Annotated in this window: 22 protein-coding genes; 12 read left to right on the top strand and 10 right to left on the bottom strand. The window is 44.4% G+C overall.

All coding sequences use genetic code 11. The annotated features are described in order from the left end of the window. Window positions 1–172: 172 nt before the first annotated feature. Window positions 173–970: a CDP-diacylglycerol--serine O-phosphatidyltransferase gene (pssA, locus tag ACTRWF_RS17045; protein WP_020744782.1), complete on the bottom strand. Its 798-nt coding sequence runs from the start codon at window positions 968–970 to the stop codon at window positions 173–175. Between the two features lie 376 nt (window positions 971–1,346). Between pssA and xdp1 (ACTRWF_RS17050) the strand changes: the two genes are divergently transcribed. From xdp1 (ACTRWF_RS17050) to prsT, 3 genes are all read left to right on the top strand, one after another. Then, window positions 1,347–2,285 (top strand): exosortase-dependent surface protein XDP1, encoded by a 939-nt coding sequence (xdp1, locus tag ACTRWF_RS17050; RefSeq protein ID WP_020743910.1) that lies wholly within the window; start codon window positions 1,347–1,349, stop codon window positions 2,283–2,285. A 159-nt stretch (window positions 2,286–2,444) separates the two neighbouring features. Next, the gene (gene xdp1, locus ACTRWF_RS17055) at window positions 2,445–3,296 is read left to right on the top strand and encodes an exosortase-dependent surface protein XDP1 (RefSeq protein WP_043959891.1); all 852 of its coding nucleotides are present in this window, start codon (window positions 2,445–2,447) and stop codon (window positions 3,294–3,296) included. A 105-nt stretch (window positions 3,297–3,401) separates the two neighbouring features. Further along, a complete protein-coding gene (gene prsT, locus ACTRWF_RS17060) occupies window positions 3,402–6,215 on the top strand; it encodes an XrtA/PEP-CTERM system TPR-repeat protein PrsT (RefSeq protein ID WP_462835923.1) in 2,814 nt (937 codons plus the stop codon). A gap of 18 nt (window positions 6,216–6,233) precedes the next feature. On the opposite strand, the gene dld is transcribed toward prsT, so the two are convergent. The 4 genes from dld to rluD form a co-directional block, all read right to left on the bottom strand. Beyond that, on the bottom strand, window positions 6,234–7,937 hold the full coding sequence (gene dld, locus ACTRWF_RS17065; protein ID WP_462835924.1) for a D-lactate dehydrogenase: 1,704 nt from the start codon (window positions 7,935–7,937) through the stop codon (window positions 6,234–6,236). A 122-nt stretch (window positions 7,938–8,059) separates the two neighbouring features. Next, window positions 8,060–10,636 (bottom strand): ATP-dependent chaperone ClpB, encoded by a 2,577-nt coding sequence (gene clpB / locus ACTRWF_RS17070; protein ID WP_462835925.1) that lies wholly within the window; start codon window positions 10,634–10,636, stop codon window positions 8,060–8,062. 183 nt (window positions 10,637–10,819) lie between these two features. Continuing rightward, complete coding sequence (gene pgeF / locus ACTRWF_RS17075) at window positions 10,820–11,575, bottom strand: peptidoglycan editing factor PgeF (RefSeq protein ID WP_462835926.1); 756 nt, start codon at window positions 11,573–11,575, stop codon at window positions 10,820–10,822. 15 nt (window positions 11,576–11,590) lie between these two features. Next, entirely contained in the window at window positions 11,591–12,574 is a 984-nt protein-coding gene (gene rluD, locus ACTRWF_RS17080) for a 23S rRNA pseudouridine(1911/1915/1917) synthase RluD (protein ID WP_278383106.1), read from the bottom strand. Between the two features lie 186 nt (window positions 12,575–12,760). On the opposite strand from rluD, the gene ACTRWF_RS17085 reads away from it, so the two are divergent. Further along, window positions 12,761–13,525 (top strand): outer membrane protein assembly factor BamD, encoded by a 765-nt coding sequence (locus ACTRWF_RS17085; protein ID WP_012518924.1) that lies wholly within the window; start codon window positions 12,761–12,763, stop codon window positions 13,523–13,525. A gap of 122 nt (window positions 13,526–13,647) precedes the next feature. On the opposite strand, the gene ACTRWF_RS17090 is transcribed toward ACTRWF_RS17085, so the two are convergent. From ACTRWF_RS17090 to ACTRWF_RS17100, 3 genes are all read right to left on the bottom strand, one after another. Continuing rightward, entirely contained in the window at window positions 13,648–14,388 is a 741-nt protein-coding gene (locus ACTRWF_RS17090; RefSeq protein ID WP_348680918.1) for a ChrR family anti-sigma-E factor, read from the bottom strand. Next, on the bottom strand, window positions 14,381–14,992 hold the full coding sequence (locus ACTRWF_RS17095; RefSeq protein WP_012518926.1) for a sigma-70 family RNA polymerase sigma factor: 612 nt from the start codon (window positions 14,990–14,992) through the stop codon (window positions 14,381–14,383). Before ACTRWF_RS17095 ends, ACTRWF_RS17090 begins: the two co-directional genes overlap by 8 nt. A 120-nt stretch (window positions 14,993–15,112) precedes the next feature. Then, window positions 15,113–15,688, bottom strand: coding sequence for an LON peptidase substrate-binding domain-containing protein (locus tag ACTRWF_RS17100; RefSeq protein ID WP_278383103.1), 576 nt, complete (start codon window positions 15,686–15,688; stop codon window positions 15,113–15,115). Window positions 15,689–15,947: 259 nt separating this feature from the next. Here ACTRWF_RS17100 and ACTRWF_RS17105 point away from each other — a divergent pair, with 259 nt between their 5' ends. The 5 genes from ACTRWF_RS17105 to ACTRWF_RS17125 are packed head-to-tail and all read left to right on the top strand — an operon-like array spanning window position 15,948 to window position 20,380. Further along, window positions 15,948–16,388 (top strand): nuclear transport factor 2 family protein, encoded by a 441-nt coding sequence (locus ACTRWF_RS17105; RefSeq protein ID WP_012518928.1) that lies wholly within the window; start codon window positions 15,948–15,950, stop codon window positions 16,386–16,388. After that, on the top strand, window positions 16,385–17,104 hold the full coding sequence (locus ACTRWF_RS17110) for an SDR family NAD(P)-dependent oxidoreductase (RefSeq protein ID WP_012518929.1): 720 nt from the start codon (window positions 16,385–16,387) through the stop codon (window positions 17,102–17,104). Before ACTRWF_RS17105 ends, ACTRWF_RS17110 begins: the two co-directional genes overlap by 4 nt. Before the next feature lie 11 nt (window positions 17,105–17,115). Then, on the top strand, window positions 17,116–18,381 hold the full coding sequence (locus ACTRWF_RS17115; RefSeq protein WP_012518930.1) for an NAD(P)/FAD-dependent oxidoreductase: 1,266 nt from the start codon (window positions 17,116–17,118) through the stop codon (window positions 18,379–18,381). Beyond that, the gene (locus tag ACTRWF_RS17120) at window positions 18,378–19,121 is read left to right on the top strand and encodes a DUF1365 domain-containing protein (protein ID WP_012518931.1); all 744 of its coding nucleotides are present in this window, start codon (window positions 18,378–18,380) and stop codon (window positions 19,119–19,121) included. Before ACTRWF_RS17115 ends, ACTRWF_RS17120 begins: the two co-directional genes overlap by 4 nt. Before the next feature lie 2 nt (window positions 19,122–19,123). After that, window positions 19,124–20,380 (top strand): class I SAM-dependent methyltransferase, encoded by a 1,257-nt coding sequence (locus ACTRWF_RS17125; RefSeq protein WP_462835927.1) that lies wholly within the window; start codon window positions 19,124–19,126, stop codon window positions 20,378–20,380. Between the two features lie 111 nt (window positions 20,381–20,491). Here ACTRWF_RS17125 and ACTRWF_RS17130 read toward each other — a convergent pair whose 3' ends face one another. Continuing rightward, window positions 20,492–21,421 (bottom strand): flagellar motor protein MotB, encoded by a 930-nt coding sequence (locus ACTRWF_RS17130; protein ID WP_012518933.1) that lies wholly within the window; start codon window positions 21,419–21,421, stop codon window positions 20,492–20,494. Further along, the gene (gene pomA / locus ACTRWF_RS17135; RefSeq protein WP_012518934.1) at window positions 21,421–22,182 is read right to left on the bottom strand and encodes a flagellar motor protein PomA; all 762 of its coding nucleotides are present in this window, start codon (window positions 22,180–22,182) and stop codon (window positions 21,421–21,423) included. The genes ACTRWF_RS17130 and pomA overlap by 1 nt, the downstream gene beginning before the upstream one ends. Before the next feature lie 410 nt (window positions 22,183–22,592). Between pomA and xseB the strand changes: the two genes are divergently transcribed. Genes xseB through dxs form a run of 3 tightly spaced genes read left to right on the top strand, consistent with a single transcriptional unit; the run spans window position 22,593 to window position 25,665 of the window. Continuing rightward, window positions 22,593–22,835 (top strand): exodeoxyribonuclease VII small subunit, encoded by a 243-nt coding sequence (gene xseB, locus ACTRWF_RS17140; RefSeq protein WP_041703373.1) that lies wholly within the window; start codon window positions 22,593–22,595, stop codon window positions 22,833–22,835. Window positions 22,836–22,864: 29 nt separating this feature from the next. Further along, window positions 22,865–23,755, top strand: a complete 891-nt coding sequence (locus ACTRWF_RS17145; RefSeq protein ID WP_012518936.1) for a farnesyl diphosphate synthase — start codon at window positions 22,865–22,867, stop codon at window positions 23,753–23,755. A 32-nt stretch (window positions 23,756–23,787) separates the two neighbouring features. Then, complete coding sequence (gene dxs / locus ACTRWF_RS17150) at window positions 23,788–25,665, top strand: 1-deoxy-D-xylulose-5-phosphate synthase (protein ID WP_012518937.1); 1,878 nt, start codon at window positions 23,788–23,790, stop codon at window positions 25,663–25,665. Window positions 25,666–25,756 lie beyond the last annotated feature (91 nt).

The following is a 25,756-nucleotide window of genomic DNA, read 5'->3' on the forward strand; positions in this document are numbered from 1 at the left end:
TACTTTTTTAAATAAACATAAAAAAAGCGACCTTTCGGTCGCTTTTTAATCTAAACGTGTATTTAACCAGCGCTTTTATCAAAACTGCTACAATTTCGCTGAGTAAATCTAGAGTCACACTAACTATTGCTGCCTACCTTTTACAAGGTTATCTTCAGACACAGTGCAAAGACTACTTATTTTCTTGATGCTCATCTTCCCGCTTAGCATCACCTTTAAAATCCGCGTCTTCTTCGTGATCGCCTACTACATCATCTAACGTTACTTTCTCAACGGTACGGAAAGTATTGATAGGCCCAGCTAACGCATATAGTGCAAAGACAAGGAACAATACTAAAGCGGGTTCTGTTGCTACAACGACGAATATCAGGAGAACTAAAAGAAGGCCTACAAATGGAACCTTACCGTGCCAATTAACTTCTTTGAAAGAATTGTATTTAAAGTTACTCACCATCAGCAAACCTGCCAAGCCAGTTACTGCAGCAACTATTAAACCATAGTCGGTACCAACAGCATCATACTCAACTCCAACCCATACAAGACCAGAGACAACAGCCGCAGCAGCCGGACTTGCGAGACCTTGGAAGAAACGCTTATCGGCAATACCAACTTGCGTATTGAAGCGAGCTAAACGAAGAGCTGCACCCGCTACATATATAAAGGCCGCTAACCAACCTAACTTGCCCAGCTCAGTTAACCCCCAATTATAAGCAACAAGTGCAGGTGCCATTCCAAATGAAACCATATCTGCCATTGAGTCATACTCAGCACCAAAGTCGCTTTGCGTGTTCGTCATTCTTGCCACACGCCCATCTAAGCCATCAAAAATCATAGCAACAAAGATAGCCACTGCCGCGGCTTCGAACCTGCCGTTCATTGACGAAACCACAGCAAAGAAACCCGAAAACAACCCTGCTGTTGTTAATAAGTTGGGAAGTAAGTATATCCCTTTACGTTTTTGATCAGACATATGTCCTCATACTTCTACATATACAATTGCACTAATTATTTCATAGATATGCAGGAACGCATAGCAAAGTAAAAAGACTGCCTCGTTCCTTTACATAACGCCGTTGCAAAACGTTATTAACTTTGCATTGATTACACGTACTCCTACCACAATGCCGGCGCTTGGCTTCTATTTATTCAGTACCGCTTATGCTCACGATTAAACAAACAACTAATAACTAGGTATACGGTTACATACCTTAAATAGCTCACCGTTCATATATCATACAAGTCCATGTTGAAATTAGGTACTACCAAGTTTGTGTTCGCATAATATGCGCACACATCACTCGGCGTGTACTTGAAGTGCTTTGCGCTTCATATATAGGAAAGCAATTATGCGAACGCTACAAAAAACGTTTTCTTTGCAAACTGTACTATTACTTTCCACAGCTTTGCTATCTACCCTGAGTGCTAATTCAGTATTCGCTACCTACTATAAAAAGCAAAGTTATTCTCACTGTGGGTCATCGAGCCAAAACAACGATCAAAGCAATGTATGTAACTCTCCGTTGGGAGAATACACTTACGATCTAGTCGATGACAAAGTGACACGAACCAATCAGGCGAATAATTCCTTTGTTCAAATAGACGGATTAAATATTAATATGTCCGCCTTTTCTGACACACAAGGAGTTACCGGCGAAACAGTCGTTGGCGCCAAGTTAGAAAAAATCTCAGATAAATGGGCTTACGGCATAACAAACAATGATGAAGTATACTATCGTGACGGTGCCGACCACGCCATTGACAATATCAACCATTACTCTCAAGGTAGCGCGAACGCTTATTATAGCGGTATGACTAATGTAGAACGTGACTATGACTTCGTGTTGTTATCGTTCGACTCTGCAGTGACACTAACGGGCGCAAGTTTTTCATGGCTTTATGATAGTAGAGATAGTCAAGTGTCTGTGGCTGCGCTTAGTAACACCTCAAAACTAACGTCTGGCGTTAACACATGGAGTCATATTGTTGAAGATGCCCTAACGTCAGCTTCATTCGACATTGAGAGTTGTGAATATTTAGATAACCGCGCAGACTTTACGTTCACTGAGTCGGCCCAGTATTGGTTGGTGGGTGCATACAACACTGTATTTGGTAAAACAACTGACGGAAGAATAGGTAACGACGCGTTTAAACTTGCGAATATCGGTTTCTCTATCTCAGAAACAGCGGGTACACCAGATACCACCGAAGTGTCTGAACCTGGAACTATCGGCCTACTCATGGCCTGCTCACTCTTCGTCATATGGCGCCGCAAAAAACTTGTTTAATGAAATTAGACTTTAGATCACTGACAGGTGGTACGACCTGTCAGTTTTTTTTACTACCTAGCAAGACCAGCGAAAAAACCACCAAATAACAACAACTTATTTCTGGCACAAATTATGCTTAAGAAATATTATCTGTAGTAGTTGTTGTTGTATGTAAAAATGAAAAAATTAATTCCTCTGTTTGTTTTATTTGCGCTACATGTTAGTTCCCTGAAAGCCGAAGATACGCTTGTTAAAGAGTATTCATATGACCTTATGTCACATAGCTCTTCAGACGTATTAAACCCTTTAGGGATTGATATAGACGGTGTGAATGTAACGCTATCCGCATGGGCGGATACTGCAACTTCATCACAGACTGATGTTCAATTGCAATGTCGGCGATGGGCATGTTATCCAAGGCAAGTCACAGTCACCCATGATCTTGACACTGTAGAATCTGCAACAGCACAACTTGTCAACGGCTGGGGATATGGAATAAGAAATGACCTGGAGTCTAGAGGCAGTCATCAAACCATCGATAACTATGGTGAAAGTATAAACGGAACGTTTGTAGATTCCTTCGAATATCTGCTATTTTCTTTTGACTCAGAAGTAAATATCTCTCAAATCGATTTCGGATGGCACGCAGGTTATGATCAACAAGTGTCTGTTGTATCAATCGCTAATTCGGCTGAGATAGAATCTGCCTCGTGGAGTTCTATTGTTTCAAACCAAACAACGCTTAACGCTATCTCTGCTTCTTTCAACATCGTTGGAAGCCAAAATAATGGGTCTGCAAATCTACAATCGTTAAGTAATACATATTCTAATTATTGGCTAGTGGGCGCTTACAATAAGACCTTCGGAGACATTGGTGGGCACGACTATAATGATGCTTTCAAAATATCATCAATTCAATTTGAAAGTAAGCTAACCCCACCACCTAGACAAGTAAGCGAACCTGGCGCTTTAGCACTGATGAGCTTAGGTTTAGGTCTTGTTCTTTATAGACGTAAGCGTCGCGTTTAATTGTTTAAAAACGCTTAGAAAACACGTATCTTTAGAAGGTGGCTTAGGCCACCTTTTTTTATGCTATTTTCAAGCCAGTGGCTAGGCTAAATATCGAAGGTTTATATGGATTTTTTTAATAATAAAAAGCGCTTTGTAAAACGCACGCTTTTATCTGCAGTTGCCTCATCTTTAATCGTATTCAACAGTTTTGCTACCACATCAGAAGACTATGAGAAGGCCCTCACTGCGTTTAATCAAAACGAGTACGACGAAGCCTATATTCACCTTAAAAATAGCTTACAAAAAGACCCAGAAAACTTGGCTGCAAAGATATTAATGGGTGAAATATTGCTTATTAATGGCTACCTTACTGCGGCCGAAATGGAGTTTGTAGAAGCGCTGGAAATGGGTGCTGATATCAATCTTTTGGCAGAACCCCTGGGCAACACCTGGCTGTTTCTTAACAGGTACCAAGAAATTGTAGATTTCTCTGATTTAAACAAGCTCTCTGGTGAAGCAGAGCGCGAGTGGCTGATGATTCGTGCAACAGCGTGCATCAGATTAGAAGACGAACAATGTGCATTGCGCGACTACAACACTATTGTGTCACGTACGCCTAACTTTGTGCCAGCCATAAATGGGTTAGCTTCCATTGCCCTTCAAAATGAAGATTTACCGAAAGCGACCTCCCTTGTCGACAAGGCTATGTCACTCGAGCCTGAGAACGCCATAACATGGCGCTTGAAAGGGCAACTTGCGTACCGACAGGGTGATACTGACGCAGCAACGGCACACTTACAAAAAGCGCTGACATTTAACCGCGACGACCCTATAGCGCTGCGAAATCTAGTGGATTTGTATTTAGAAGCGAAAGACTATGATACGGCCAAGCTATTCGTTGATGAAATTATTGAAGACACGCCAAACGATCCTTTGGCCATTTTACTTAATAGCTGGTTGCAAAGCAGAGACAACCAACAAGCTATTGATAACGAGAAGCTAAAAGAGCTTAATGATTTTATGGCACAGCTTGACCCTGAGCTCATAACTTCTCAACCTATGTTGCTCTACATAAGCGGTTTAACCAACTTCTTCAACAACAACATGGAGACTGCAGCAAAAGATTTTAGCGCTTATCTGCAACAAGAGCCGGAAGATTTGCAGGCGGTATTAATGCTGAGCCAAGTTTATATGGCTACACAGCAGGATAAGCAAGCGCTTGCGCTGCTTGAGCGTCATCAAGATGCACTAATGGAAGACCCTGACTCAGCATTGCTATTAGGTGATTTGTTTATTCGTCAAAACAAAGCATTTAAAGCTGAGCGCCTTTTGCAAAACCTTGAATACAAGTATCCGAATGAAAACAAGCTTCAGCTATTTAAAATCAAATTAATGGCTGCAAGAGGTAAGCAAGCCGAAGCCTTGAGTATTCTTGAGAAGAACCTACCTGCTTACAAAGATAACGCAGGCTTTCTTTTCACTTATTCATTGATGAATTTACAAGCACAGCAGTTTGAAAACGCACTAAAAGGTGCCAACCTGCTTAGCGAACTGTTTCCCGACGAAGCTGAAGTGTACAACCTAAAAGCGGGCATTTTGATTAGACAGGGTCAATTGGCGGAAGCTAAAGCCAATATCGAAAAAGCGCTCGCGCAGAACCCTACCCTTTTTCCGGCTAAATTCAATTTGGCCGCGACAGAAAGTCGCTTAGGAAACGTGGATACGTCTAATCAGTTAATAGAAGAACTTCTTGAGCTGTCACCGCAGCATAATGAAACCTTAATGCTGAAAGCCTTCAACTTGACCAAAGCGGGTAATGTAGATGAAGCGAAGCAAATTTACCTTGATATATTAACGCTTAATCCTTCGAATATCGGAGCGAGAGAGCGCGTTTCATCTTTATATCAGCAACAAGGCGATACAAAGAATGCACTGTATCATTTAGACCTGCTTATTAAAGATGACTTTGACAATGCTGACTACCTTCTTCGTAAAGCAGCGCTTCAGTTAGGGAATAACCAGCGTGCCGATGCCGAGAAAACACTGAGCATTGCAAGAAATTTCATAAACGACGATGCAGGTAAGTTAATTGCCTATGCCGACCAAGCTCGTAGCATTGGCAACGATGAAGACGCTTTAGATGCTATGGCACGTGCTTATGAAATAGCGAATTCAAGTACATTTGTTACGTTGCGCTACACTAGTCTGCTATTAGACCTACAAAACAACGAGAAAGCACAATCTTTACTAACGAGCATTCCTAAAGACCAGCAGCAAAACCCGGTCTATCATTTCTTGAAAGGTCGTTTAGAAGCAAATAAGGGCAACAATGAGCGTGCAATCGCGGCTTTCGAAAAAGCACTGGACGTAGACTCTACATTTGCTCAAGCGTTTATTGCTATATACAACTACGCACTGAACGAACAGTTCGTCGATGTATTTTTGAGTACTGCTCGTAAGCTCATTGCTGAAAATGAGAATAACCTGCTAGCAAAAAATCTGTTGGCTCAGTACTTATTCTTTATTCAAGAATTTGACGAATCGATAGCGCTTTATAAAGCGCTTATTGAGGAGCCAAACCTTCTCAACCCCGCCGAAGCCTATAACCGTTTGGCTATCATGCATATTGAAACGTCGCTGGTTACGGCAAAAAACTATGCCCGACAAGCTTACGAATTGCAGCCTAATTCAGCCAAAATACTGGATACTTACGGGCATATTAAAGCGCTGCAAGGAGATTACGAAGGCAGTCTTAAAATGCTTCGAGATGCCTTTGCCAGGGATGCTAACGACCCAAATATTCGCTACCACCTAGGCTATACCCTCGCTAAACTAAATAGAATTGAGGAAGCGAAGAAAGAGCTAGAGTATGCAGTAAATGTAGAGCGCCCTTTCTTTAGGCGTCCACAAGCTAGAGCATTATTAGAGAGCCTATAGGGCTCTCTTTATCTCTTGCTAAACACAGCATGAACAATTGCGTTTATGCTTCTCCATCTTACCAATGCCTGGGTTAAAGGTATTGGTAGGATCTAGCTCTCTGTAAAACTGCTGCAGAGTGTCCTCCGCTTCATATAGATGCCCAACATTATGCTCTGCGGGGTACTTAGCGCCTCTGCTATCTAGTAGCGCCAACATGTCCGCTTTTACTTTTTTAGCGTCGCTGCCCTTTTTAAGTATGTAATCTTGATGGAAAACATGACAAAAGAAATGCCCGTAATAAAGGGGCTTTTCTACATGCATGGCGATATGCGCTGGCAGCTTTTCTACCCAGAACTCATCGTTACGCCTTAATGCAATATCTAACGCTAATATGTCCCCCACCTGCTTATGGTGTAAGGTTTGATAACGCACCGCTGCGCCCGCGGCGGCAAATCGCAGTAAAAACGCCTTGGCGGCCTCTTCGTCGCTACACTCAATATACCCACCGTCTAATTGCTCTTGCGTAAACAGCTTTGATAACAGTGCTTTTGCCTCTTCAATACCACCATCGCTCATTTTAAGGATTAAGTGATGCTCGTACTTGTTGCGGAAAGTTCTTAAACTTTGCGGTATCTGGTCAGGGAAGAACTTACTGCCAAACTGCATTACCCTGTCACTAAAATAAGGTGGTAGTAGTGGTAGCTTATTCAGCACGCCATCCACCCGCCCTTTTAACGCGAACATTTTGGGTAACGAATCTGTGCCTAAACGCTGAATGCTCAAAATAGTATCTTTACCGTAAATATCAGCAATATCGAACATTTCTCTGTGAAGATATTCTCCGACTTCTGGCACGTTGTCGAACTGCGACAAAATTTCTCGTCGAATGCGCGTAAGTACAGCAGCATCGTTTGTTCCGATATAAAACGTCTGTTCTTTTTTAGGTACTTCAAATGTGTCTAAGCGCACCGCAAACACGGCAATTTTCCCGGCGCAGCCACTTGCTTCATAAAGACGTGTGGGGTCAGCATTAAAACGGCCTGGAGTATCGGCGTTTACGTCGCGAACTATGTGCACATAATCACTCGCTGACGCTTTTTTTTCCGTAGCAGGTAGCGTTGTAGGATAATTGCCCGACGACAAATTTCCAATGATTTCTTCAGGCGTTTCGCCTAAATCTATGCCTAGATGATTAACAAGCGTGAGTTCGCCGTTCTGATCTACGTGGGCAAACAACGATAACTCTGTATACGCGGGCCCCCTCTTTACTAGCGCTCCCCCTGAGTTATTGGCAACACCACCAACGATAGATGCCCCTAAACACGAAGAGCCAATTACGGAATGCGGCGCACGCCCCAGTGGTTTTAATACCTTTTCAAGCTTAAATAACGTTGCTCCAGGAAAACTTAAAACCTGCTTTCCTTTGTTTAGCAACACGATGTCATCCATGGCTAAAGTATTAATAACCACTACTGGCCTGTCGTAATCCTCACCGCTTGGCGTAGAGCCTTCTGTTAACCCCGTTTTCGCGGCCTGCATGATGATAATACAATTATACTCAACGCAAACTTTAAGCGCTTCCCAATACTGCATTAGCGTATGCGGAAAAAGGACGGCTAATGCCTCACCTTCACCAGAGCGCCACCCTTTGCGATAGTGTTCTGTTTGGCGCTGCCCCACAGCAATATTACTTTCCCCGAGCACGCGTTTAAATGCGTTAATAATTGGGGCTGATTGCATGCTTAACTCCTAAAACTCATCACAAGATTTTTTCTCCCTGTAAACTAAAGGAAAAGGTTATACCAAAGCAATAAAAAAGGCACTGGAGTGAAGTGCCTTTGTAATGATTAATACGTCTTCTTTTAGTTACTAACTATAAAGAGCCCGCTCTCGTCTGCATCTATTCGAACGGTCGATTCGGGTATCAGCTCACCAGCAAGCAGCTGATGGGCGAGCGGATTTTCCACCTGCACTTGAATAGCGCGCTTAAGCGGTCGAGCGCCAAATACAGGGTCAAAGCCCGCTTCAGCCAGCTTATCCATTGCCGCAGCAGACAGAGTAAGTTTGTAACCTTTGTCTGCCAATCTGGCTCTCAGAGAAGCGAGCTGAATTTTAGCAATAGACTTAATTTGCTCTTTCCCTAGTGGGTGGAATACCACAATGTCATCCACACGGTTAATGAACTCAGGTCTGAAATGTTGCCCTACAACATTCATTACCATCCCCTTCATTTCGTCGTACTGGCTTTCATTGTGCTTGTCTTGAATGATGTCTGAGCCTAAGTTAGAGGTCATGATCACGACCGTATTCTTAAAGTCTACCGTGCGACCTTGCCCATCTGTAAGCCTTCCGTCATCTAGCACCTGTAACAGAATATTGAAAACATCAGGGTGCGCCTTTTCCACTTCATCGAGTAGAATAACCGAATAATGTTTGCGACGTACCGCTTCTGTTAAGTAGCCACCTTCTTCATACCCGACGTAACCTGGAGGTGCACCAACAAGACGCGCAACCGAATGCTTTTCCATGAATTCCGACATATCTATCCGTATCATGGCATCTTCAGTGTCGAACATAAAGCCAGCCAAAGCTTTGCACAGCTCAGTCTTACCAACGCCAGTTGGCCCTAAAAATAGGAACGAACCAATGGGGCGATTCGGGTCAGCGAGTCCAGCACGTGAGCGACGAATTGCATTAGAAACTGATTGAACGGCTTCTTCTTGACCAACCACCCGCTTGTGCAGCACATCTTCCATGCGCAATAACTTCTCGCGCTCTCCTTCTAGCATTCTGGCCACAGGAATACCGGTCCACCGAGAAAGTACATCGGCAATTTCAACGTCGGTTACTTTGTTTTTAAGCAATGTGGTTTCGCGAGTCTCGTTTTCCGCAGCCTGTTCTAGCTTTGCTTCTAATTCCGGTATACGTCCATATTGAAGTTCAGACATGCGGTTAAGATCAGAGGCTCTTCGCGCGATTTCTAAATCAAGTTTTGCCTGCTCTAGCTCACCTTTTATGGTTTGCGTTCCTTGCATCGCATCTTTTTCATCTAGCCATACTTTTTCAAGTTCAGCGTATTTAGTCTCAGCTTGCTCACGCTCTAGTTCAATCATCTCCAGGCGTTTATGGCTGGCATCATCGGTTTCTTTTGCAAGCGCCTGTTCTTCCAATTTTAGCTGTATAATACGGCGCTCTAAACGGTCCATATCTTCTGGCTTAGAGTCGATCTGTAAGCGTATGCTCGATGCCGCTTCATCGATAAGGTCTATTGCCTTATCTGGAAGCTGGCGATCACTAATATAACGATGAGATAAACTTGCCGCCGCTACAATGGCTGGGTCGGTAATATCCACAGAGTGATGGAGTTCATAACGCTCTTTTAGACCTCGCAATATAGCGATAGTATCTTCAACGCTAGGCTCTTCTACCAATACTTTTTGGAAGCGTCGCTCAAGGGCTGCATCTTTTTCGATATATTGGCGATATTCATCCAGCGTGGTGGCGCCTACGCAGTGAAGTTCACCGCGGGCTAATGCTGGCTTAAGCATATTGCCTGCGTCCATAGCGCCATCGCCCTTCCCTGCTCCTACCATGGTGTGCAGTTCATCAACGAATAAAATAACGCGGCCTTCTTCTTTGGCAAGTTCATTTAGCACCGCTTTCAACCTTTCTTCGAACTCGCCGCGATATTTGGCACCAGCGACAAGTGCCCCCATATCTAGGGAAAGCACGCGCTTGTTTTTAAGTCCTTCGGGCACTTCGCCATTGATAATACGCTGTGCGAGGCCTTCAACAATGGCAGTTTTACCTACGCCAGGCTCACCAATAAGCACGGGGTTATTTTTTGTTCTACGCTGCAGTACCTGAACAGTTCGGCGAATTTCATCGTCGCGACCAATGACAGGGTCAAGCTTGCCCTGCTCTGCGCGTTCGGTTAAATCGGTTGTATATTTTTCTAATGCTTGGCGGACGTCTTCGGCATTAGGGTCCGTTACTTTTTGACCACCGCGCATATCGTCTATCGCGCTTTCAATAGCATCTTTGGTAATATTTAAGCTCTTGAGAATTTCACCCAACCGCCCTTTGTCTTCAAGGGCAGCAAGCACAAAGATTTCAGAAGTGATATATTCATCTTTTCGCTGCTGCGCTATTTTGTCGCAAAGGTTTAGTAATATGCCGCTGTCTTTGCTTAACTGAACATCGCCACCAATGCCTTCAATTCGTGGCAAGCGCTCAATTGCTTGACTCAGTGCAGAACGTAACGCGTTAACATTGATATTAGCTTGATCGAGCAATGGTCGCACTGAGCCGCCTTGCTGATTAAGCATTGCCGTCATCAAGTGTACCGGTTCAATATATTGGTGGTCGCGCCCCAATGCGAGTGATTGAGCATCGGATATAGCGAGCTGAAATTTGCTGGTAAATCTATCTAATCTCATAATCTCAACCTAATAGATGAAAAAATTGTTATGTTCTATTTATGTAGGCTGGTGATTTGCTATTCAAGTATGAGAATGAAAAGTTAGTCCAAATGATAACAATTAATGCAATGAATTTGATGTAGCGCAAACATTGACGCAGTTTGAAACTAAACCTGTGAAGAAAATCGCAGCACCAGTGAGTTAGCGTATACCGATAACACTAACCATCCTTCCGGTGGTGCGCTTATGCTGATGGGTAGCTCTGCGATGAGAATAAAAACGATGTTCGTCTGAATAGGTACAACAATGACTTTGCGTCACACTTTTTACACCAGCCTGTTCTAGTTGAACTTGCGCCACCAGCGGTAAATCTAATAAGCATTTACCGGGTTGGTCACTGGGCGCTACAGCGCCGTCAATATGGGAAAACCTGCGGCCTAGCTCGGCGTCCACTTCATAGCAAGGGCCGCTAATAGCAGGGCCAATCCACGCTATAACGTCTGCCGGTGAAGCACGAAAGTGCGCAATTGCATTGCTGATAATATTCGATTCCAGCCCCTTCCAACCGGCGTGTACCGCAGCCACTTCGCGGCCTTGTTTGTCACAAAGCAATATAGGCACACAGTCTGCGGTCATTACTGCACAAAAATGTGACTTAGATGCAGAATAAGCCGCGTCAGCTGTGGTATCTACACTAGGTAAAGCAACGACACGGTTACTGTGAATTTGCTCTAGCCAGGTAATTTTATCGCTATGGGGCAAAAGACGCCTGTTGGCTTTCACCAAAAGCAAGTCATCGCCCACATGACTCCCCACATTTAACCCTGCGAACTCGCCTAGGCTCGCGCCGCCAATTCTCGTGGTCGTGTATGCCTCAATATTAGGCGGGCATGCCCACGCAGGTTCAATCAACTCAAGTGTCGAAACTTTAGAAGCGTTCGCTGTCGTCGATGCCATAGGTCTAAATACTCGCTAAAGCATATCCTGAGGATTGTCTTCAGTATCTTTTTTAACGGCCTTAAGCAAATCTTGCATGTCTTGCGGTAAAGGCGCCTTCCACGTCATCCACTCTTCTGTCTCTGGGTGGAAAAGCGACAACTGCGCTGCGTGAAGTGCTTGGCGCTGGAAGCCGCGAAGTACCCCAATAAAATCTTCAGATGCACCTTTAGGTAAGCGCGGTCTTCCACCATACACCTGATCACCCAATAATGGATGCTTTATATGCGCCATGTGAACGCGAATCTGGTGGGTGCGTCCGGTCTCAAGTTTTAAGCGCAAATGGGTGTAAGCTCTAAACTTTTCTATAACGCGAAAGTGCGTAATTGCAGGTTTGCCCATTTCGCGAACTGCCATGTGCGTGCGTTTTGTAGCATGTCTGCCAATAGGTTCATCTACAATACCACCGGCGACCATAGTGCCTAGAGCAATGGCTTCATATTCACGGCTCATCTCTCGGCGTTGTAGTTGGTCAACAAGGTGCGTTTGCGCAGGTATTGTTTTTGCCACAACCATCAAGCCTGTGGTGTCTTTGTCAAGACGGTGGACAATGCCTGCACGGGGAACTTTGTCAATTTCAGGATAGTGATTTAGCAATGCATTAAGCACTGTACCGCTTGGATTTCCCGCGCCAGGATGCACGACTAAATCAGCAGGTTTATTGATGACAAGAATATGCTCATCTTCATAAACAATGTCCAATGCGATATTTTGTGCTTCGCTGGTTACTTGCACATCCATTTCTGCTTGCACTGTAACCAGTTCGTCCATTTGCATTTTATGACGAGGAACGGTTATTACCTCCCCATTCACAGAGACATTTCCGTCTTGAATCCAAGTTTTTAACTTAGAACGCGAATATTCTGGGAACAAATCAGCTAAAACCTGATCTAACCGTAAACCAAAATGCGCAGCTTCCGTTGAAGCTTCTAATTGTATTGTGTTCGGCGACTGTGTCATAACACCATTGATTACGTCTAAAAAAGGGTATTATAACAAGGATTCACGCTGTACACTGCCTTGTTTACGTTTTTGTATGGTTTTTCTCATCGTTAGTACGTTAGAATGCAATTAAAGTGTTGTTGTTTAACACATGAGCTTAGACAGCGAAGTATTAAAACTGTTTAGCAGGAAAATAGAATTATTATGAAATCATTTCGTCTACTGGCACCCGTGTTACTTGGTGCTATGGTATCTGTCGCAGGATGTAGCTCTTCGGATAAAGAAGAGAAAGCCGTTTTAGCTAACATGGGTGCACAGCAACTGTATGACAGAGCGAAGCAAAGCATGGAAGTCGGGAACTTTAGTGCTGCCGCGCAAACCCTCAGCGCATTAGACTCGCGCTACCCGTTTGGTCCTCTATCGCACCAAGTACAGCTAGACCTTATCTATAGCTACTATAAATCGGGTAAGAACGAAGAAACTCTCGCCACTATCGATAGATTTATTCGCTTGAATCCAAACCATTCAGATGTTGACTACGCTTACTATATGCGTGGCTTAACTAACATGGAATCTGATAGCAATCTTTTCCAAGAGCTAATGAATATCGATCGTACGGACAGAGATCCATCGAAGTCTCGCCAAGCGTTTGAAGATTTTCGCAGATTGATTCAGCAGTACCCAGATAGCAAGTACGCCGCTGACGCTAAACAGCGTATGGTACACATTAAAGATCGTTTGGCTCGATATGAAATAGCAATTGCTCGCTTCTATATGAGACGCCAAGCTTACGTTGCCGCCGCTAATCGCGGACGTTACGTGATTGAACATTTCCCCAATACTACACAGGTTCAACAGGCGCTTGAAATCATGGTTTCAAGTTACGAACAATTGGGGCTTAAAGAGTTGCGTGATAATGCGATGAAGACGTTAAAGCTTAACTACCCTGATAGCGAATTTATTAGTTAAGCAGAGTTGCTAACACCAGAAACTAAAAAACGCACCTAGGTGCGTTTTTTGTTGTTTGGTATTAACTATTCATTTTACCATATCGAGGCTACGTTTATGTAAGCCCGCACGGATAACCTACTCTATCTGAAAAACAGGTGGCTAAAGGGGTTTAACAATCTCGCCAAACCAGACGTAAAATGGAGTGGCTGGTCGACGATACTAAAAACAAGACACCCGTCTTTGTCTTCAGACTTTGGCGTGTGAGTTTTCTCTCCATCCATGAAAATAAAATCCCCAGTATCGTAGCGATTTAAGCCGTCACTGAATTCTCCGTCGATAACTAGCGTGTATTCGGTGCCGCGGTGGGTATGTTCTGGTACGCTTCCGCCCCGCCCCATAAAAATGAAGTTCGCAACGCCTTGGTTACCTAAATCTACGGGCGCTTGCCATAGCTTTCCAACTAGACTCGACCAATTTCCCGTCTTATCGATATAGCGATGTAACGTTCTGGGTAGCGTAAAGACTCTTCCGTCTAGCTCTATCGCATTCGTAGCCTTGCGCTGACTGATGTTCGCTTCTTGATTGCGTGGTGAAGCAACAGCGTTGTTAGCTTTGATTGCTTTTGATTCGATTTGCGGTGCTGTAGGAAGTTGAGTAATCTGAGAGAGCATCTCATCTAATTGAAACGATACCTCTAACTTGTCACCTACACCTGCGCCAGATACGAGATCCTCAGCAAGGCGTTCTGTTTCTACCTCAACAAAACGCTGACACTTCTCGCACATATCGCAATGTGCTGAGACCATCAATGATATTGCGGGTGACAATGTGCCCTCAACAAAGTCTGACAGCTGTCGGGCACTTGGGTGAAACCTAATCATTATCGTTTAACATGACCTTTAATCGTTGAAGCGCTAAGCGAGTTCTTGACTTTACTGTACCTAAGGGAATAGAAAGTTCGTCAGCGACTTCTTGCTGAGATTTGCCATCAATATAGATAGCTTCAACCACCGCCTTTTGTTTAACCGGAAGTGATTCAAACATATAGCCAATTTGCTCTAAAGTGACTTGCTCGTCAAGTGGCGCCTCGTTCGCATCTGCCGTCTGCTCACATAACACAGGCCACAGGTCGTCAGAGCACACGTCCTCTTTTCTATTTTGAAGCTTACGTAACATGTCAAACCGTATATTACGTGCAATAGTGAAGATCCACGTTGAAGGCGAGCCTTTCTCAGCATTAAACAAATGCGCTTTTTGCCATACATTCGACATGGTGTCTTGTACAAGCTCCATTGCTAATGCTTCATTACCCATCTGCTTAAGGGCATAAGAGCGCAAACGTGGGGCAAAATAGTTGAACACTCGAGCAAATGAACGCTTGCATCGAGCATCTGCAACCGCGACTAGGTAATCAGACATTTCAGTAGCACACTCTTTAGGTTTGATTGTGCTGTTACTTTGTTCCAAAGGAATTCCAACTAACATAAGATTCGTCCGCTTTTCCGTTTTGGTTGTGACATTCTACGGCTTAATGACTTAAAACGTTCGCGAAATTCGCAAATATTGGATTACGATTTTGTAATGAAACTCTTCATTCATTTTAAGCTATGCAATCAAGGCAGAGAGATAGTTAAGTAAACTTGTACACTCTCGCTGTTCTAGAAAATGCTGCTTTTGTGAGCCATCAACAGGAAGTAACTCTAACCAGCGGTTTAACACCCAATTGGGGCAATCAAACTTCGGTGATTCATAGAGCGCTGCTAGCTCTTCGTAATTTCCAAATATTTCTTTAAGTCGCTCATCCATAGGCGCTATTTGTTGAGGGGCTAAGTCACACTGCCAAGGCGGTAATGCTTTACAGTTTCCTGTGCGAAGACCGTCTTTTTCAACTTCGATGCTATTTACCTCAACTAAGTGAGAACCAGCAACCTTTATGCCAAGCAACCCATCATCGAGCATATCGAAGTCTACAACCTGCGCGTACGTCCCTATTTTATGGATATGCTGATTCTTATCCTTGTCGCCATTTGCATTTAGCATACACATCACAAAGCCTTTATTTTCGGCACATGCCTGCTTAACCATGCGTACATATCGCGGCTCAAAAATTCGCAGCGCCATTCTGCCTTCGGGTAGAAGGTGGGCGGACAAAGGAAACAATGGAAAACGTTCTACACTCATATTTATCACATCCGAAAACACGAAATTCATTACGCAAGTGAGTACAAATAGGATCGAATGGGAAATATTTTCACAGGCAGGTTGTAAAACATGATCTTATCAACGGAAACTACTGTAAGTTAATTCCTTACTAACAATATTATTAAACATTAGATCAGCCACTTGCGATTAGATTAAAAGTTAATCTCATTTAAGACCTAGACACTGTTAACGAATTTGCCTGTGGTCATTCATCAGTAATTTAGCGAGAGGAAGGGGTATGGACGTTATTTCCCGCTTTTGTAAGATTTACACGGATATATGTCAGATATCGCCAGACGACTTAGAAAGCGTCTATGGAAAAGATATCGTTTTCATCGATCCTATCACTACGCACCAAGGTATCGGCGAAGTCAAAAGTTACTTTTCTAATTTGTTGACGCAAGCGCAAAGCTGTAAGTTTGATATCGCTGACGTTTTTGTCTGTTCAAAAGAAAAAGACAGCAGGTCCAAAGTAACCCACGTTGTGAACTGGACGATGAGGCTGACGCTTAAAAATAACAGTAAGCATATAACCCTAGACGGCACGACCCAACTCGGCGTGGTTAACGACACCATCATTTATCACAAAGATTATTACGACTTGGGCGAAATGGTTTATGAGCACGTACCCATCTTAGGTTTTGTAATTAAAAAGATTAAAGGGAAGCTGGCATCGTGAAATCAATTCTTATTACTGGAGCAACCTCAGGTATTGGCAAAGCATTAGCCACCCACGCCGCTAATCAAGGTTACCGCGTTATTGCGTGCGGTCGCAATGAAGAGACGTTAAATGAGCTGAGTCGCTACAGCAACATCGAGGCTTGTCAATTTGATGTAACCGACCTAGAGGATGCTCGCCGCGCATTAGCAACGGTAAAGTTTGATATTGCCGTGCTGAACGCAGGTACGTGTGAGTATGTTGATATCGATAGCTTCGAGCCCGACATGTTCCGCCGCGTTTTCGAGCCAAACTTTTTCGGCGTGGTTCATTGTGTAGATGCTCTGTTACCCCGGTTTAAGAAAGGCGATAAGCTGGTCATAGTGGATAGCATGGCAAGACTACTTCCATTTACTAAAACGCAAGCATACGGTTCAAGTAAAGCGGCGCTGCATTACTTTACCAAGTCACTTGAAGTCGACCTTCATGAGAAAGGCGTTAAAGTGCAGGCCGTGTCTCCTGGATTCGTTGAAACCCCATTAACTGACAAAAATGACTTTGAAATGCCAATGAAAATTAGTGCCGAAGAAGCCGCAGAAGCTATGCTTAAAGGAATAGAAAGCAATAAGCAGTCGGTATTCTTCCCTCGGGCGTTTGGCTTTATTCTTCGTCTAATGCACGTACTGCCTACCCCGCTACAAAAGCGCTTATCGCTGGCGATGAGAGAAAAACAATAAGAGACAATAGAATGACAAATAGAGTTGCCGTTATAGGTACAGGAATTTCAGGGCTTACCTGCGCTCACCTTTTAAATAAACAGCATAACATCACCGTTTACGAAGCCAATGACTATATTGGAGGCCATACAGCTACGAAAACAATTATTGATGAGGGTGAAGAACACAATATCGATACGGGTTTTATCGTTTTTAACGACTGGACCTACCCTAATTTCATAAAGCTGATGACACAGCTTAATGTACCGTACCAGCCCACAGAAATGAGTTTCTCTGTGATGAGCAAAAAGGCCAACCTTGAGTACAACGGCAATAATTTAAACAGCTTGTTTGCGCAACGGCGCAACATTTTGAGGCCGAAGTTTTGGCGCATTGTTAAAGACATCCTTACATTTAATAAAGCGTGTAAGGCCATGGTTGCAGAAAAGCGCGACACTTCATCCCTTACCCTTGAAGACATTATCAAAGAATTAGGCCTTAGCGATGACTTTGCACGCTATTACATTTTACCTATGTGCGCGGCTATTTGGTCTAGCAGCTTGGAGCAAACCCGTAAGTTTCCGCTGACTTTTTTCTTACAGTTTTTCAATAACCACGGCTTGCTCAATATTACCGACCGCCCGCAGTGGTACACAATAAAAGGTGGGTCTAGCCAGTACATCCCTCCTTTGATAGCGCCCTTCAAATCGAAAATAAAATTATCATCGGCCGTGGTATCTGTTGCAAAGATGACAGATTCATGGGAAGTCACCGACGCTAACGGTGAACGTTTAAGCTATGACCACGTTGTCTTCGCGTGCCACAGTGATCAGGCATTAAAGATGCTTGAGGCCCCTTCAGCACTTCATAAAGAGATACTCGGCAGTATTCCTTACGCGGATAACGATGTCGTTATGCACAAAGACGTTTCTCAGCTTCCTAAAAGAAAGCTTGCATGGGCTAGCTGGAATTACCGGCTAAAAGAAGATGCAACAGAAGAGCAACGCCCGGCATCTGTGACCTACGACATGAACATTCTTCAGCGGTTAGAAGCTAAAAACACCTACTGTGTAACACTGAATAATACGCCAGAAATTGACCGCGCCAGTATATTGGGGAGCTATCAATACGCCCACCCGCAGTTCAGCGCCAGCATGGTTAAGGCTCAGCAAAGAAGAAACGAAATTTGCGGTGTCGATAACCTTCATTTTTGCGGGGCTTATTGGTACAACGGCTTTCATGAAGACGGTGTAAAAAGCGCGCTGGATGTTTGCGAACGCTTTGGTGAAACCTTGTGATTGAAAGCGCAATTTATAAGGGTAAAGTTTACCATCAGCGTTTTATGCCCACTCAGCACAAGTTCGACTACGATATCTATTTGTTTTGGCTAAAGCTAGAGCGCGGCGAACTCGAAACCTTATCAAATACGCTTAAGCACTTTTCAGCAAAAAAGAAAGCCAGAGTGCGTTTTAAGCGTGAAGACTATTTAGGCGCCCCATCAATACCCCTGAACCAAGCAGTGCTTGACAGGATGAGTGAGTTAAATGGCGGGACGCGCCTTGAAGGCGACGTATTCATGCTTGGACAACTTCGCATGTGGGGGCTATATTTCAGCCCCGTCAATTTCTATTATTTACGCAATAAAGAAGGTACGTTCACTCATTTATTAGCCGAGGTAAGCAACACGCCATGGAACGAGCGACACCATTATCTGGTAAATCTAGCAACACAGGACGATACCCCTAAAGCTTTCCACGTTTCCCCGTTTAACCCAATGGACATGACTTACCAATGGTCAATCTCCCAACCCTCAACGAGACTTTCTCTTGCGATGGACTGCGTAAGAGAGGACAAAGAATTTAGCGCTGGCATTAACTTAACAAAATTTACTTTAGATAATGCGAATCTATCTACAGCACTTAAACGTATACCCAGTATGACACTAAAAACTATGGCCGGAATTTATTGGCATGCGCTTAAATTGCTGCTTAAACGAACGCCGCTGTATACACACCCAAAAAAAAGTCAGGAACAATAATAATGTCTTTCGGTGAATCTGTACTCATGACCACTTCAGAGGTCTCTTTTGTAGATAAAGCATGTAGAAGCTTATTCTTACAATGCTTAAAGCAACTGCCTTTTGGTAGCTTAACTATTCAAGAAAATGGCGACGATATCGCCAAGTTTGGAACAGAAAATGACGATTTACGGGCAACGGTAAATATCAAAGATGTTAAGGCCTACCGTCGTCTTTTGCTTGGAGGCAGTGTTGGCGCAGGCGAAGCCTACATGGATGACTTATGGGACAGCGATGACGTAACGGCAGTAGTGAGAATTTTTGCCAGAAACTTGCCTACTCTTGATGAGTGGGAGAATAAATTTAAGTGGCTCACCATGCCTGTTAATAAGCTTCAACATTTTGCTCGTCGAAACACCACAGACCAAGCTAAAAGAAATATTGAAGCCCACTACGATTTAGGCAATAAGCTATATACCCGTTTTTTAGACCCTACCATGATGTATTCGTCGGCGATTTACCCCGACCCAAATGCATCATTAAATGAAGCGCAAAATTATAAGCTAAAAGCCATTTGCGATAAGTTGCAGTTAAATGAGAGCGACCATCTTGTCGAAATCGGCACTGGGTGGGGCGGCCTTGCCGTTTATGCCGCTAAGCATTATGGATGTAAGGTTACCACCACTACCATATCAGAAGAGCAGCATGCCTGGGCAAAGAACTGGATTGCGAAGGAGGGGCTGGACGACAAGGTTACTCTGCTCAAAAAAGATTATCGTTTGTTGGAAGGAAAATACGACAAACTTGTGTCTATCGAAATGATAGAGGCCGTGGGTAAACAATACTTAGGCAACTTCTTTGAAAAGTGTTCATCGCTTTTAAAAGACGATGGTCTGATGCTCCTTCAATCCATCACTATTGATGACAGACGCTACGATAGCTACGCAGACAGCGTAGATTTCATTCAAAAATACATATTCCCCGGCGGTTTTTTACCGTCTCAGTATCAATTAAATGCGCATATTAAAAAGTATACCAATATGATGATTCGTGACCTTCACGACATTGGCGTTGACTACGCGAAAACGCTAAATCATTGGTATGAGGCGTTCATATCCGCTAAAGACGAATTATTAAACGACGGCTACGATGAGCGCTTCATGCGTATGTGGACCTACTATCTAAAATACTGTGAAGGCGGTTTTTTAGAAAGAACGATTAGCACGGTTCAGCTTGTCATTTCTAAGCCACACTGTAGAGAAGAACTCGCTCGGGTTTAGTGCAGTTGCTTGTTTAGTACAGCAAAACAATAAAGCGGCGCTGAATTCAGCGCCGCTGTTGTTTATATTCAACTCTTATTCATACCAAGTAACGACACCACGCACTAACGCCTACTCATCCACCACTGATATCGGTTTAGATATCATTGGCTTACCCTGATTAATGTTTATTTCAACCCGACGATTTTTCGCCCTGTCGGCGGATGTGGTTGCGTTTTCCACGATAGGGGCAGTATCGGCTTTTCCTACTACCGACATGCGGCTTTCATCAAAGCCGGGGGCTGTACGCATGGCTTCTGCCACGGCAACTGCACGTTGTGAAGATAAGTCCCAGTTTGAGCGATATAGCTCATTGGCAATATGCTGACCATCGCTGTGCCCTGAAATTTCAATTTCTCCCGGCACATCTGCGAGTAGCGTACCGATTTTTCTTAAAACGGGCTGAAACTGCGGCTGTAAGAAAGCTGAGCCCGCTGAAAACGAACCGTTCTCTCGAATTCGAATTGTAAGCTGCTGACCTAGCGACTCCATTTCAACTGAGCCATCTAAAATTTGTTTTTCTAACTGTTGCGCCACTTTCTTCATCAATTCAGCCATTTGCGACTGATCAGTGCTTTGTTCTGCCGAAGAGGACGACTGGGTTGCGGTTTGTTGCGATTGACCGCCCCGCTGTTCGCCGCGCTGCTTCTGACGACCGCCCGCTGAGTCCTCGTTTCCGGCTTGGAACTCTAGCATCTGTTGTGTCATTTCATTGGTTTGCTGCTGAATAGATTCAATAGGCGTAGGATCAGGTTTACCCGGACGGAATTCCATAGCAATAACGCTTGTTCCCTTGGGAATATCCTTTACTTCAATTTTGTTCTGTACGCCGAAAGCGAACTTCATTGAGCCCGCTATCTGTTTAAACTTAAGTACGTCCATTTCAGAAAATGAGAGCAGAAGTACGAAAAAGCACATAAGCAATGACATCAAGTCAGCGAAGGTTCCCATCCAAGCTGGCAGCCCCTCGGGGGGGCATTTTGGGCATTCTTCTTCAGCCATTACTCTTCCTCTGCGCTTCCGCGTTTACTCGCCGCAAGGTAATTCTTTAGTACTCCCTCTATCACCCGAGGGTTCTGACCATCTGCGATACCGACTATTCCGTCAAGAACAAGGCTCTGGTTTAGCTTTTCCTCGCCAGCGCGCACTGACAATTTAAACGCAATTGGCAAACATATAACATTGGCGAAGAAAGCTCCGTAAAGCGTGGTAAGTAGTGCAACCGCCATCGCGGGCCCAATTGCTTTTGGGTCATCCATATTAGAGAGCATGGCTACCAAGCCGATCAGTGTACCAATCATTCCCATTGCCGGTGCAATATCACCCATGCCTTTGAAAAATGAAGCACCAAAATCATGGCGTTCGGAAGTCATCGAAATATCTTTAGCGAGAGTCTCTCTGACTACTTCAATATCATGGCCGTCGACCAGCATATCGACGCCTTTTTGCATAAATTCGTTTGAAATTTCCGCCTCTTCTAGCGCAAGGAAGCCACCTTTTCGCGCGGCATCTGCCATTTCAACAATTTTCTCAATAAGCTCTTCAGGCGATTCAATTTTGAACATGAAGGCCTTGCCTGCAATTTTACCTGCGCCAAAGAACTGACCTAACGTAAATTGTGACAAAACAACGAATAAGGTCCCCCCGAATACGATAAGTATTGACTGGACGTCGATGAACATGCCCAAGCTGCCGCCTAAGATCATAGCCATAACTATGAAACCAATGGCGCCCAACATACCTATGACGGTTGCTAAATCCACTCACTCTTCCCCATTTATGCGCAGTCAGTGCTGTTGATGTACAATATTCTATCGGCAATAGATAGAAATACTAAAACGACATTATTGAAAAATATCACATTTATTTGTTTTTTATGAAGTGTAGGTGGCGTTAAATACGCTAGCTACACCTTCTATAACCCTATTTCATTATCGTGTTTATATGCCTAAAGCGTTTATTCTAGCGTTACGTTAGCACGCTAAAGAAAAAAGACACCTAGCAGTAGCATGGAATATAGCACAAAATGGTTAAATACTGCTTTTTGTACTGCATGAAAAAAAAGCGATATACCGGTGATATGGGCGATATAGAGACAAACCATTTGACCCCTGTGCAACCCTCGGTTAATGTGCGCGGTATACGTATTTTGGCCATTAAAATGAGTGTTTTTATGACGACAGAAAAAGTATCCGCGTCTTTCGAAGAAACGTTATCAGAGTTAGAAGCCATCGTTAACGAAATGGAAAACGGTGATCTGCCGCTAAATAAAGCACTAGAAAAGTTCGAACGAGGCATTGCCCTCTCTCGTCAAGGTCAACAATCTCTTGAAAACGCCGAACAAAAAGTAAAGATATTGCTTAGTGAACAAGGCGAAGACACCCTTCACACTCTACCTGAAAGTGAACAACCCTAATTTGTTCATTTTTACATTACAGGCAACCTATGAATTTTTCTGCTTTGCATCAGCAAGTTAAACAGCAAACTGATGCATCTCTTCTTACTCTGATTGATGAACTACCGGATTACGCACCGCGCCTGAAAGACGCTATGCGTCACGCGCTGCTTGCTGGTGGCAAACGCATGCGTCCGCTGCTAGTGCAAGTTGTAGGAAATACGCTAGACGTCCCTAAAACGGACCAAATGGCTATTAGTATGGCCATTGAATGCGTACATGCCTATTCTCTCGTTCATGACGACTTACCGGCCATGGATGATGATGACTTGCGTCGCGGTATGCCTACCTGTCACATCGCCTTCGATGAAGCAACAGCGATATTGGCAGGTGATGCATTACAAGCACTTGCATTTACCGTATTAGCCGATGCACCGTTGAGCACCTACGCTGAAGCCAAACGCCCTCAGCTATTATCTGTGTTAGCTAAAAGTGCCGGCTATGTGGGCATGTGTGGCGGTCAAGCCATCGATTTGGCCAGTACTGGCGAAAGTATTTCTCTTGATGAATTAAAACGGCTGCACAAGTTGAAAACCGGGGCTTTACTGCGCGCCTGTGTTGAAATGGTGGCTATAGTAAGTGAAGATTTATTGCCAGAGGCAAAAGTTGATTTGATGGCTTACGCTGCAGATATCGGGTTGGCGTTTCAAGTTCAAGATGACATCTTGGATGTGGTTGGCAGCAGCGAAAAATTAGGGAAACCCGCAGGGTCTGACGAAGCGTTAGGGAAAAATACATTTCCGGCCAAACTTGGTATGGAAGGCGCCAAGCGTGAATTAGAAATGCTTCATGATAATGCACTTCAAGCATTGGCGCGTTTGCCCTACAATACAGACAGTTTAATTGCGTTTAGCGAGCTTTTGGTAAAACGCGACCATTAGCCACGCGCCATGTTGAAAAAGATAATAAGTACATGAGTTTAGATCTCCAACATTACCCAACGCTTGCGCTTGCGCAAACACCTGATAAGTTGAGGCAGCTGCCTCAAGACAAATTACGCGAGCTCGCCGATGAATTACGTGAGTACTTACTTAATAGCGTAAGTCAAACCAGCGGGCACTTTGCCTCAGGTTTAGGCACAGTAGAGCTTACTGTCGCACTGCACTATGTATACAACACCCCCTTTGACCGTTTGTTGTGGGACGTGGGCCATCAAGCCTATCCACACAAAATTTTGACCGGCCGTGCTGAGCGCATGAGTACCATTCGCCAGAAAAACGGTTTACATCCGTTTCCGTGGCCGCCGGAAAGTGAATACGACACCTTTGCTGTTGGCCACTCGTCTACATCGATTAGCGCTGCGCTCGGCATGGCGGTAGCGGCAGAAAAGGAAGGTAAAGACAGAAAAGTGGTATCGGTCATTGGCGATGGCGCGATGACAGCGGGTATGGCGTTTGAAGCACTTAACCATGCAGGCGATATCAAAAAAGATATGGTGGTGGTGCTCAACGACAACGAAATGTCTATCTCTGAGAACGTAGGTGCACTGAATAGCCACCTAGCGCGTTTGCTGACAGGAAACTTTTTCAACTCCATTCGCGATGGCGGTAAAAAACTGCTTAGTAACGTACCGCCTATTAAAGAGTTTGCCAGCCGTGCAGAAGAGCACCTTAAAGGCATGGTCGTGCCTGGTACTATCTTCGAAGAGCTGGGCTTTAACTATATAGGTCCTATTGACGGTCACGACGTCAATGCTGTTGTAGATACCCTTCGCAACATGCGTAACTTCGATGGCCCGCAGCTGTTACACGTGGTCACCAAAAAAGGTAAAGGCTACGCCGTTGCAGAAGAAGACCCGATAAAATTTCACGCAGTGCCAAAATTCAACCCAGCAGACAATGCACTGCCTAAGTCTAAGCCTTCTGCACCCACCTACTCGGCTATTTTTGGCCAGTGGCTGTGTGATATGGCAGCACAAGACCCTAAGCTTATGGCGGTGACGCCTGCTATGCGTGAAGGCTCAGGCATGGTTGAGTTTTCTCAGCGTTTTCCTGAACAATACTTCGATGTTGCCATTGCCGAACAGCATGCAGTGACCTTTGGCGCCGGTCTTGCCAAAGACGGTATGAATGCGGTTGTTGCGATTTATTCATCGTTCCTTCAGCGCGCTTACGATCAGCTTATCCACGATGTGGCAATTCAAGACTTACCGGTATTATTTGCCATAGACAGAGCCGGCATAGTTGGCGCCGATGGCCCTACTCACCAAGGCGCGTTTGATATTGCTTTCCTTCGCTGTATTCCAAACATGGTCGTGATGGCACCTTCAGACGAAAACGAATGTCGTCAAATGCTCTACACTGGTCACAAGCTTCAAAAGCCAGCGGCGGTACGGTACCCTCGCGGGGCAGGCATGGGGGTTACGCCAGATGAAGCCATGACAGCGCTTGAGATTGGTAAATCACGTACCTGTCGAGAAACCGCGAAAGATAAATCTGAAAGCGTTGCTATTTTGAACTTCGGCTGTTTATTGCCCTATGCACTTGAAGCAGCAGTGGCTATTGACGCTACGGTTATCGACATGCGCTTTATCAAGCCATTGGATGGCGACGCTGTTTTAAAAGCAGCCAACGAACACAGCGCACTTATAACCTTAGAAGACGGCTGTATTATGGGCGGTGCTGGCAGCGCTGTACTAGAGCATTTACAGCAAAACGGTGTATTAAAAGCTGTGAAAATGCTTGGCTTACCGGACAGCTTTATCCTGCAAGGTACACAACAGGAAATGTACAAAGAGCACGGCTTAGATGCTGAAGGTATTATTGCTGCGGCAAAATCGCTAATAGGATAACAGCGTTAGAGCCACATCAATTAAACACGAAAAAGCCCGCAAACATGCGGGCTTTTTGTGAGAAATTCTCGGATATATCTTCTTTGCTTAC

It is taken from the genome of Alteromonas sp. G5_S2_22_S1 (assembly GCF_054968525.1).

Excerpts from the sequence above, each read along its gene's own strand:
- dxs (WP_012518937.1), top strand. The coding sequence starts at position 23,788 with ATGAGTTTAGATCTCCAACATTACCCAACGCTTGCGCTTGCGCAAACA.
- xdp1 (WP_043959891.1), top strand. The coding sequence starts at position 2,445 with ATGAAAAAATTAATTCCTCTGTTTGTTTTATTTGCGCTACATGTTAGT.
- ACTRWF_RS17130 (WP_012518933.1), bottom strand. The coding sequence starts at position 21,421 with ATGGCTGAAGAAGAATGCCCAAAATGCCCCCCCGAGGGGCTGCCAGCT.
- ACTRWF_RS17125 (WP_462835927.1), top strand. The coding sequence starts at position 19,124 with ATGTCTTTCGGTGAATCTGTACTCATGACCACTTCAGAGGTCTCTTTT.
- ACTRWF_RS17100 (WP_278383103.1), bottom strand. The coding sequence starts at position 15,688 with ATGAGTGTAGAACGTTTTCCATTGTTTCCTTTGTCCGCCCACCTTCTA.
- ACTRWF_RS17105 (WP_012518928.1), top strand. The coding sequence starts at position 15,948 with ATGGACGTTATTTCCCGCTTTTGTAAGATTTACACGGATATATGTCAG.
- ACTRWF_RS17085 (WP_012518924.1), top strand. The coding sequence starts at position 12,761 with ATGAAATCATTTCGTCTACTGGCACCCGTGTTACTTGGTGCTATGGTA.
- ACTRWF_RS17090 (WP_348680918.1), bottom strand. The coding sequence starts at position 14,388 with ATGATTAGGTTTCACCCAAGTGCCCGACAGCTGTCAGACTTTGTTGAG.
- dld (WP_462835924.1), bottom strand. The coding sequence starts at position 7,937 with ATGCAATCAGCCCCAATTATTAACGCATTTAAACGCGTGCTCGGGGAA.
- ACTRWF_RS17145 (WP_012518936.1), top strand. The coding sequence starts at position 22,865 with ATGAATTTTTCTGCTTTGCATCAGCAAGTTAAACAGCAAACTGATGCA.
- ACTRWF_RS17095 (WP_012518926.1), bottom strand. The coding sequence starts at position 14,992 with ATGTTAGTTGGAATTCCTTTGGAACAAAGTAACAGCACAATCAAACCT.
- pgeF (WP_462835926.1), bottom strand. The coding sequence starts at position 11,575 with ATGGCATCGACGACAGCGAACGCTTCTAAAGTTTCGACACTTGAGTTG.
- clpB (WP_462835925.1), bottom strand. The coding sequence starts at position 10,636 with ATGAGATTAGATAGATTTACCAGCAAATTTCAGCTCGCTATATCCGAT.
- xseB (WP_041703373.1), top strand. The coding sequence starts at position 22,593 with ATGACGACAGAAAAAGTATCCGCGTCTTTCGAAGAAACGTTATCAGAG.
- prsT (WP_462835923.1), top strand. The coding sequence starts at position 3,402 with ATGGATTTTTTTAATAATAAAAAGCGCTTTGTAAAACGCACGCTTTTA.
- pssA (WP_020744782.1), bottom strand. The coding sequence starts at position 970 with ATGTCTGATCAAAAACGTAAAGGGATATACTTACTTCCCAACTTATTA.
- rluD (WP_278383106.1), bottom strand. The coding sequence starts at position 12,574 with ATGACACAGTCGCCGAACACAATACAATTAGAAGCTTCAACGGAAGCT.
- xdp1 (WP_020743910.1), top strand. The coding sequence starts at position 1,347 with ATGCGAACGCTACAAAAAACGTTTTCTTTGCAAACTGTACTATTACTT.
- ACTRWF_RS17115 (WP_012518930.1), top strand. The coding sequence starts at position 17,116 with ATGACAAATAGAGTTGCCGTTATAGGTACAGGAATTTCAGGGCTTACC.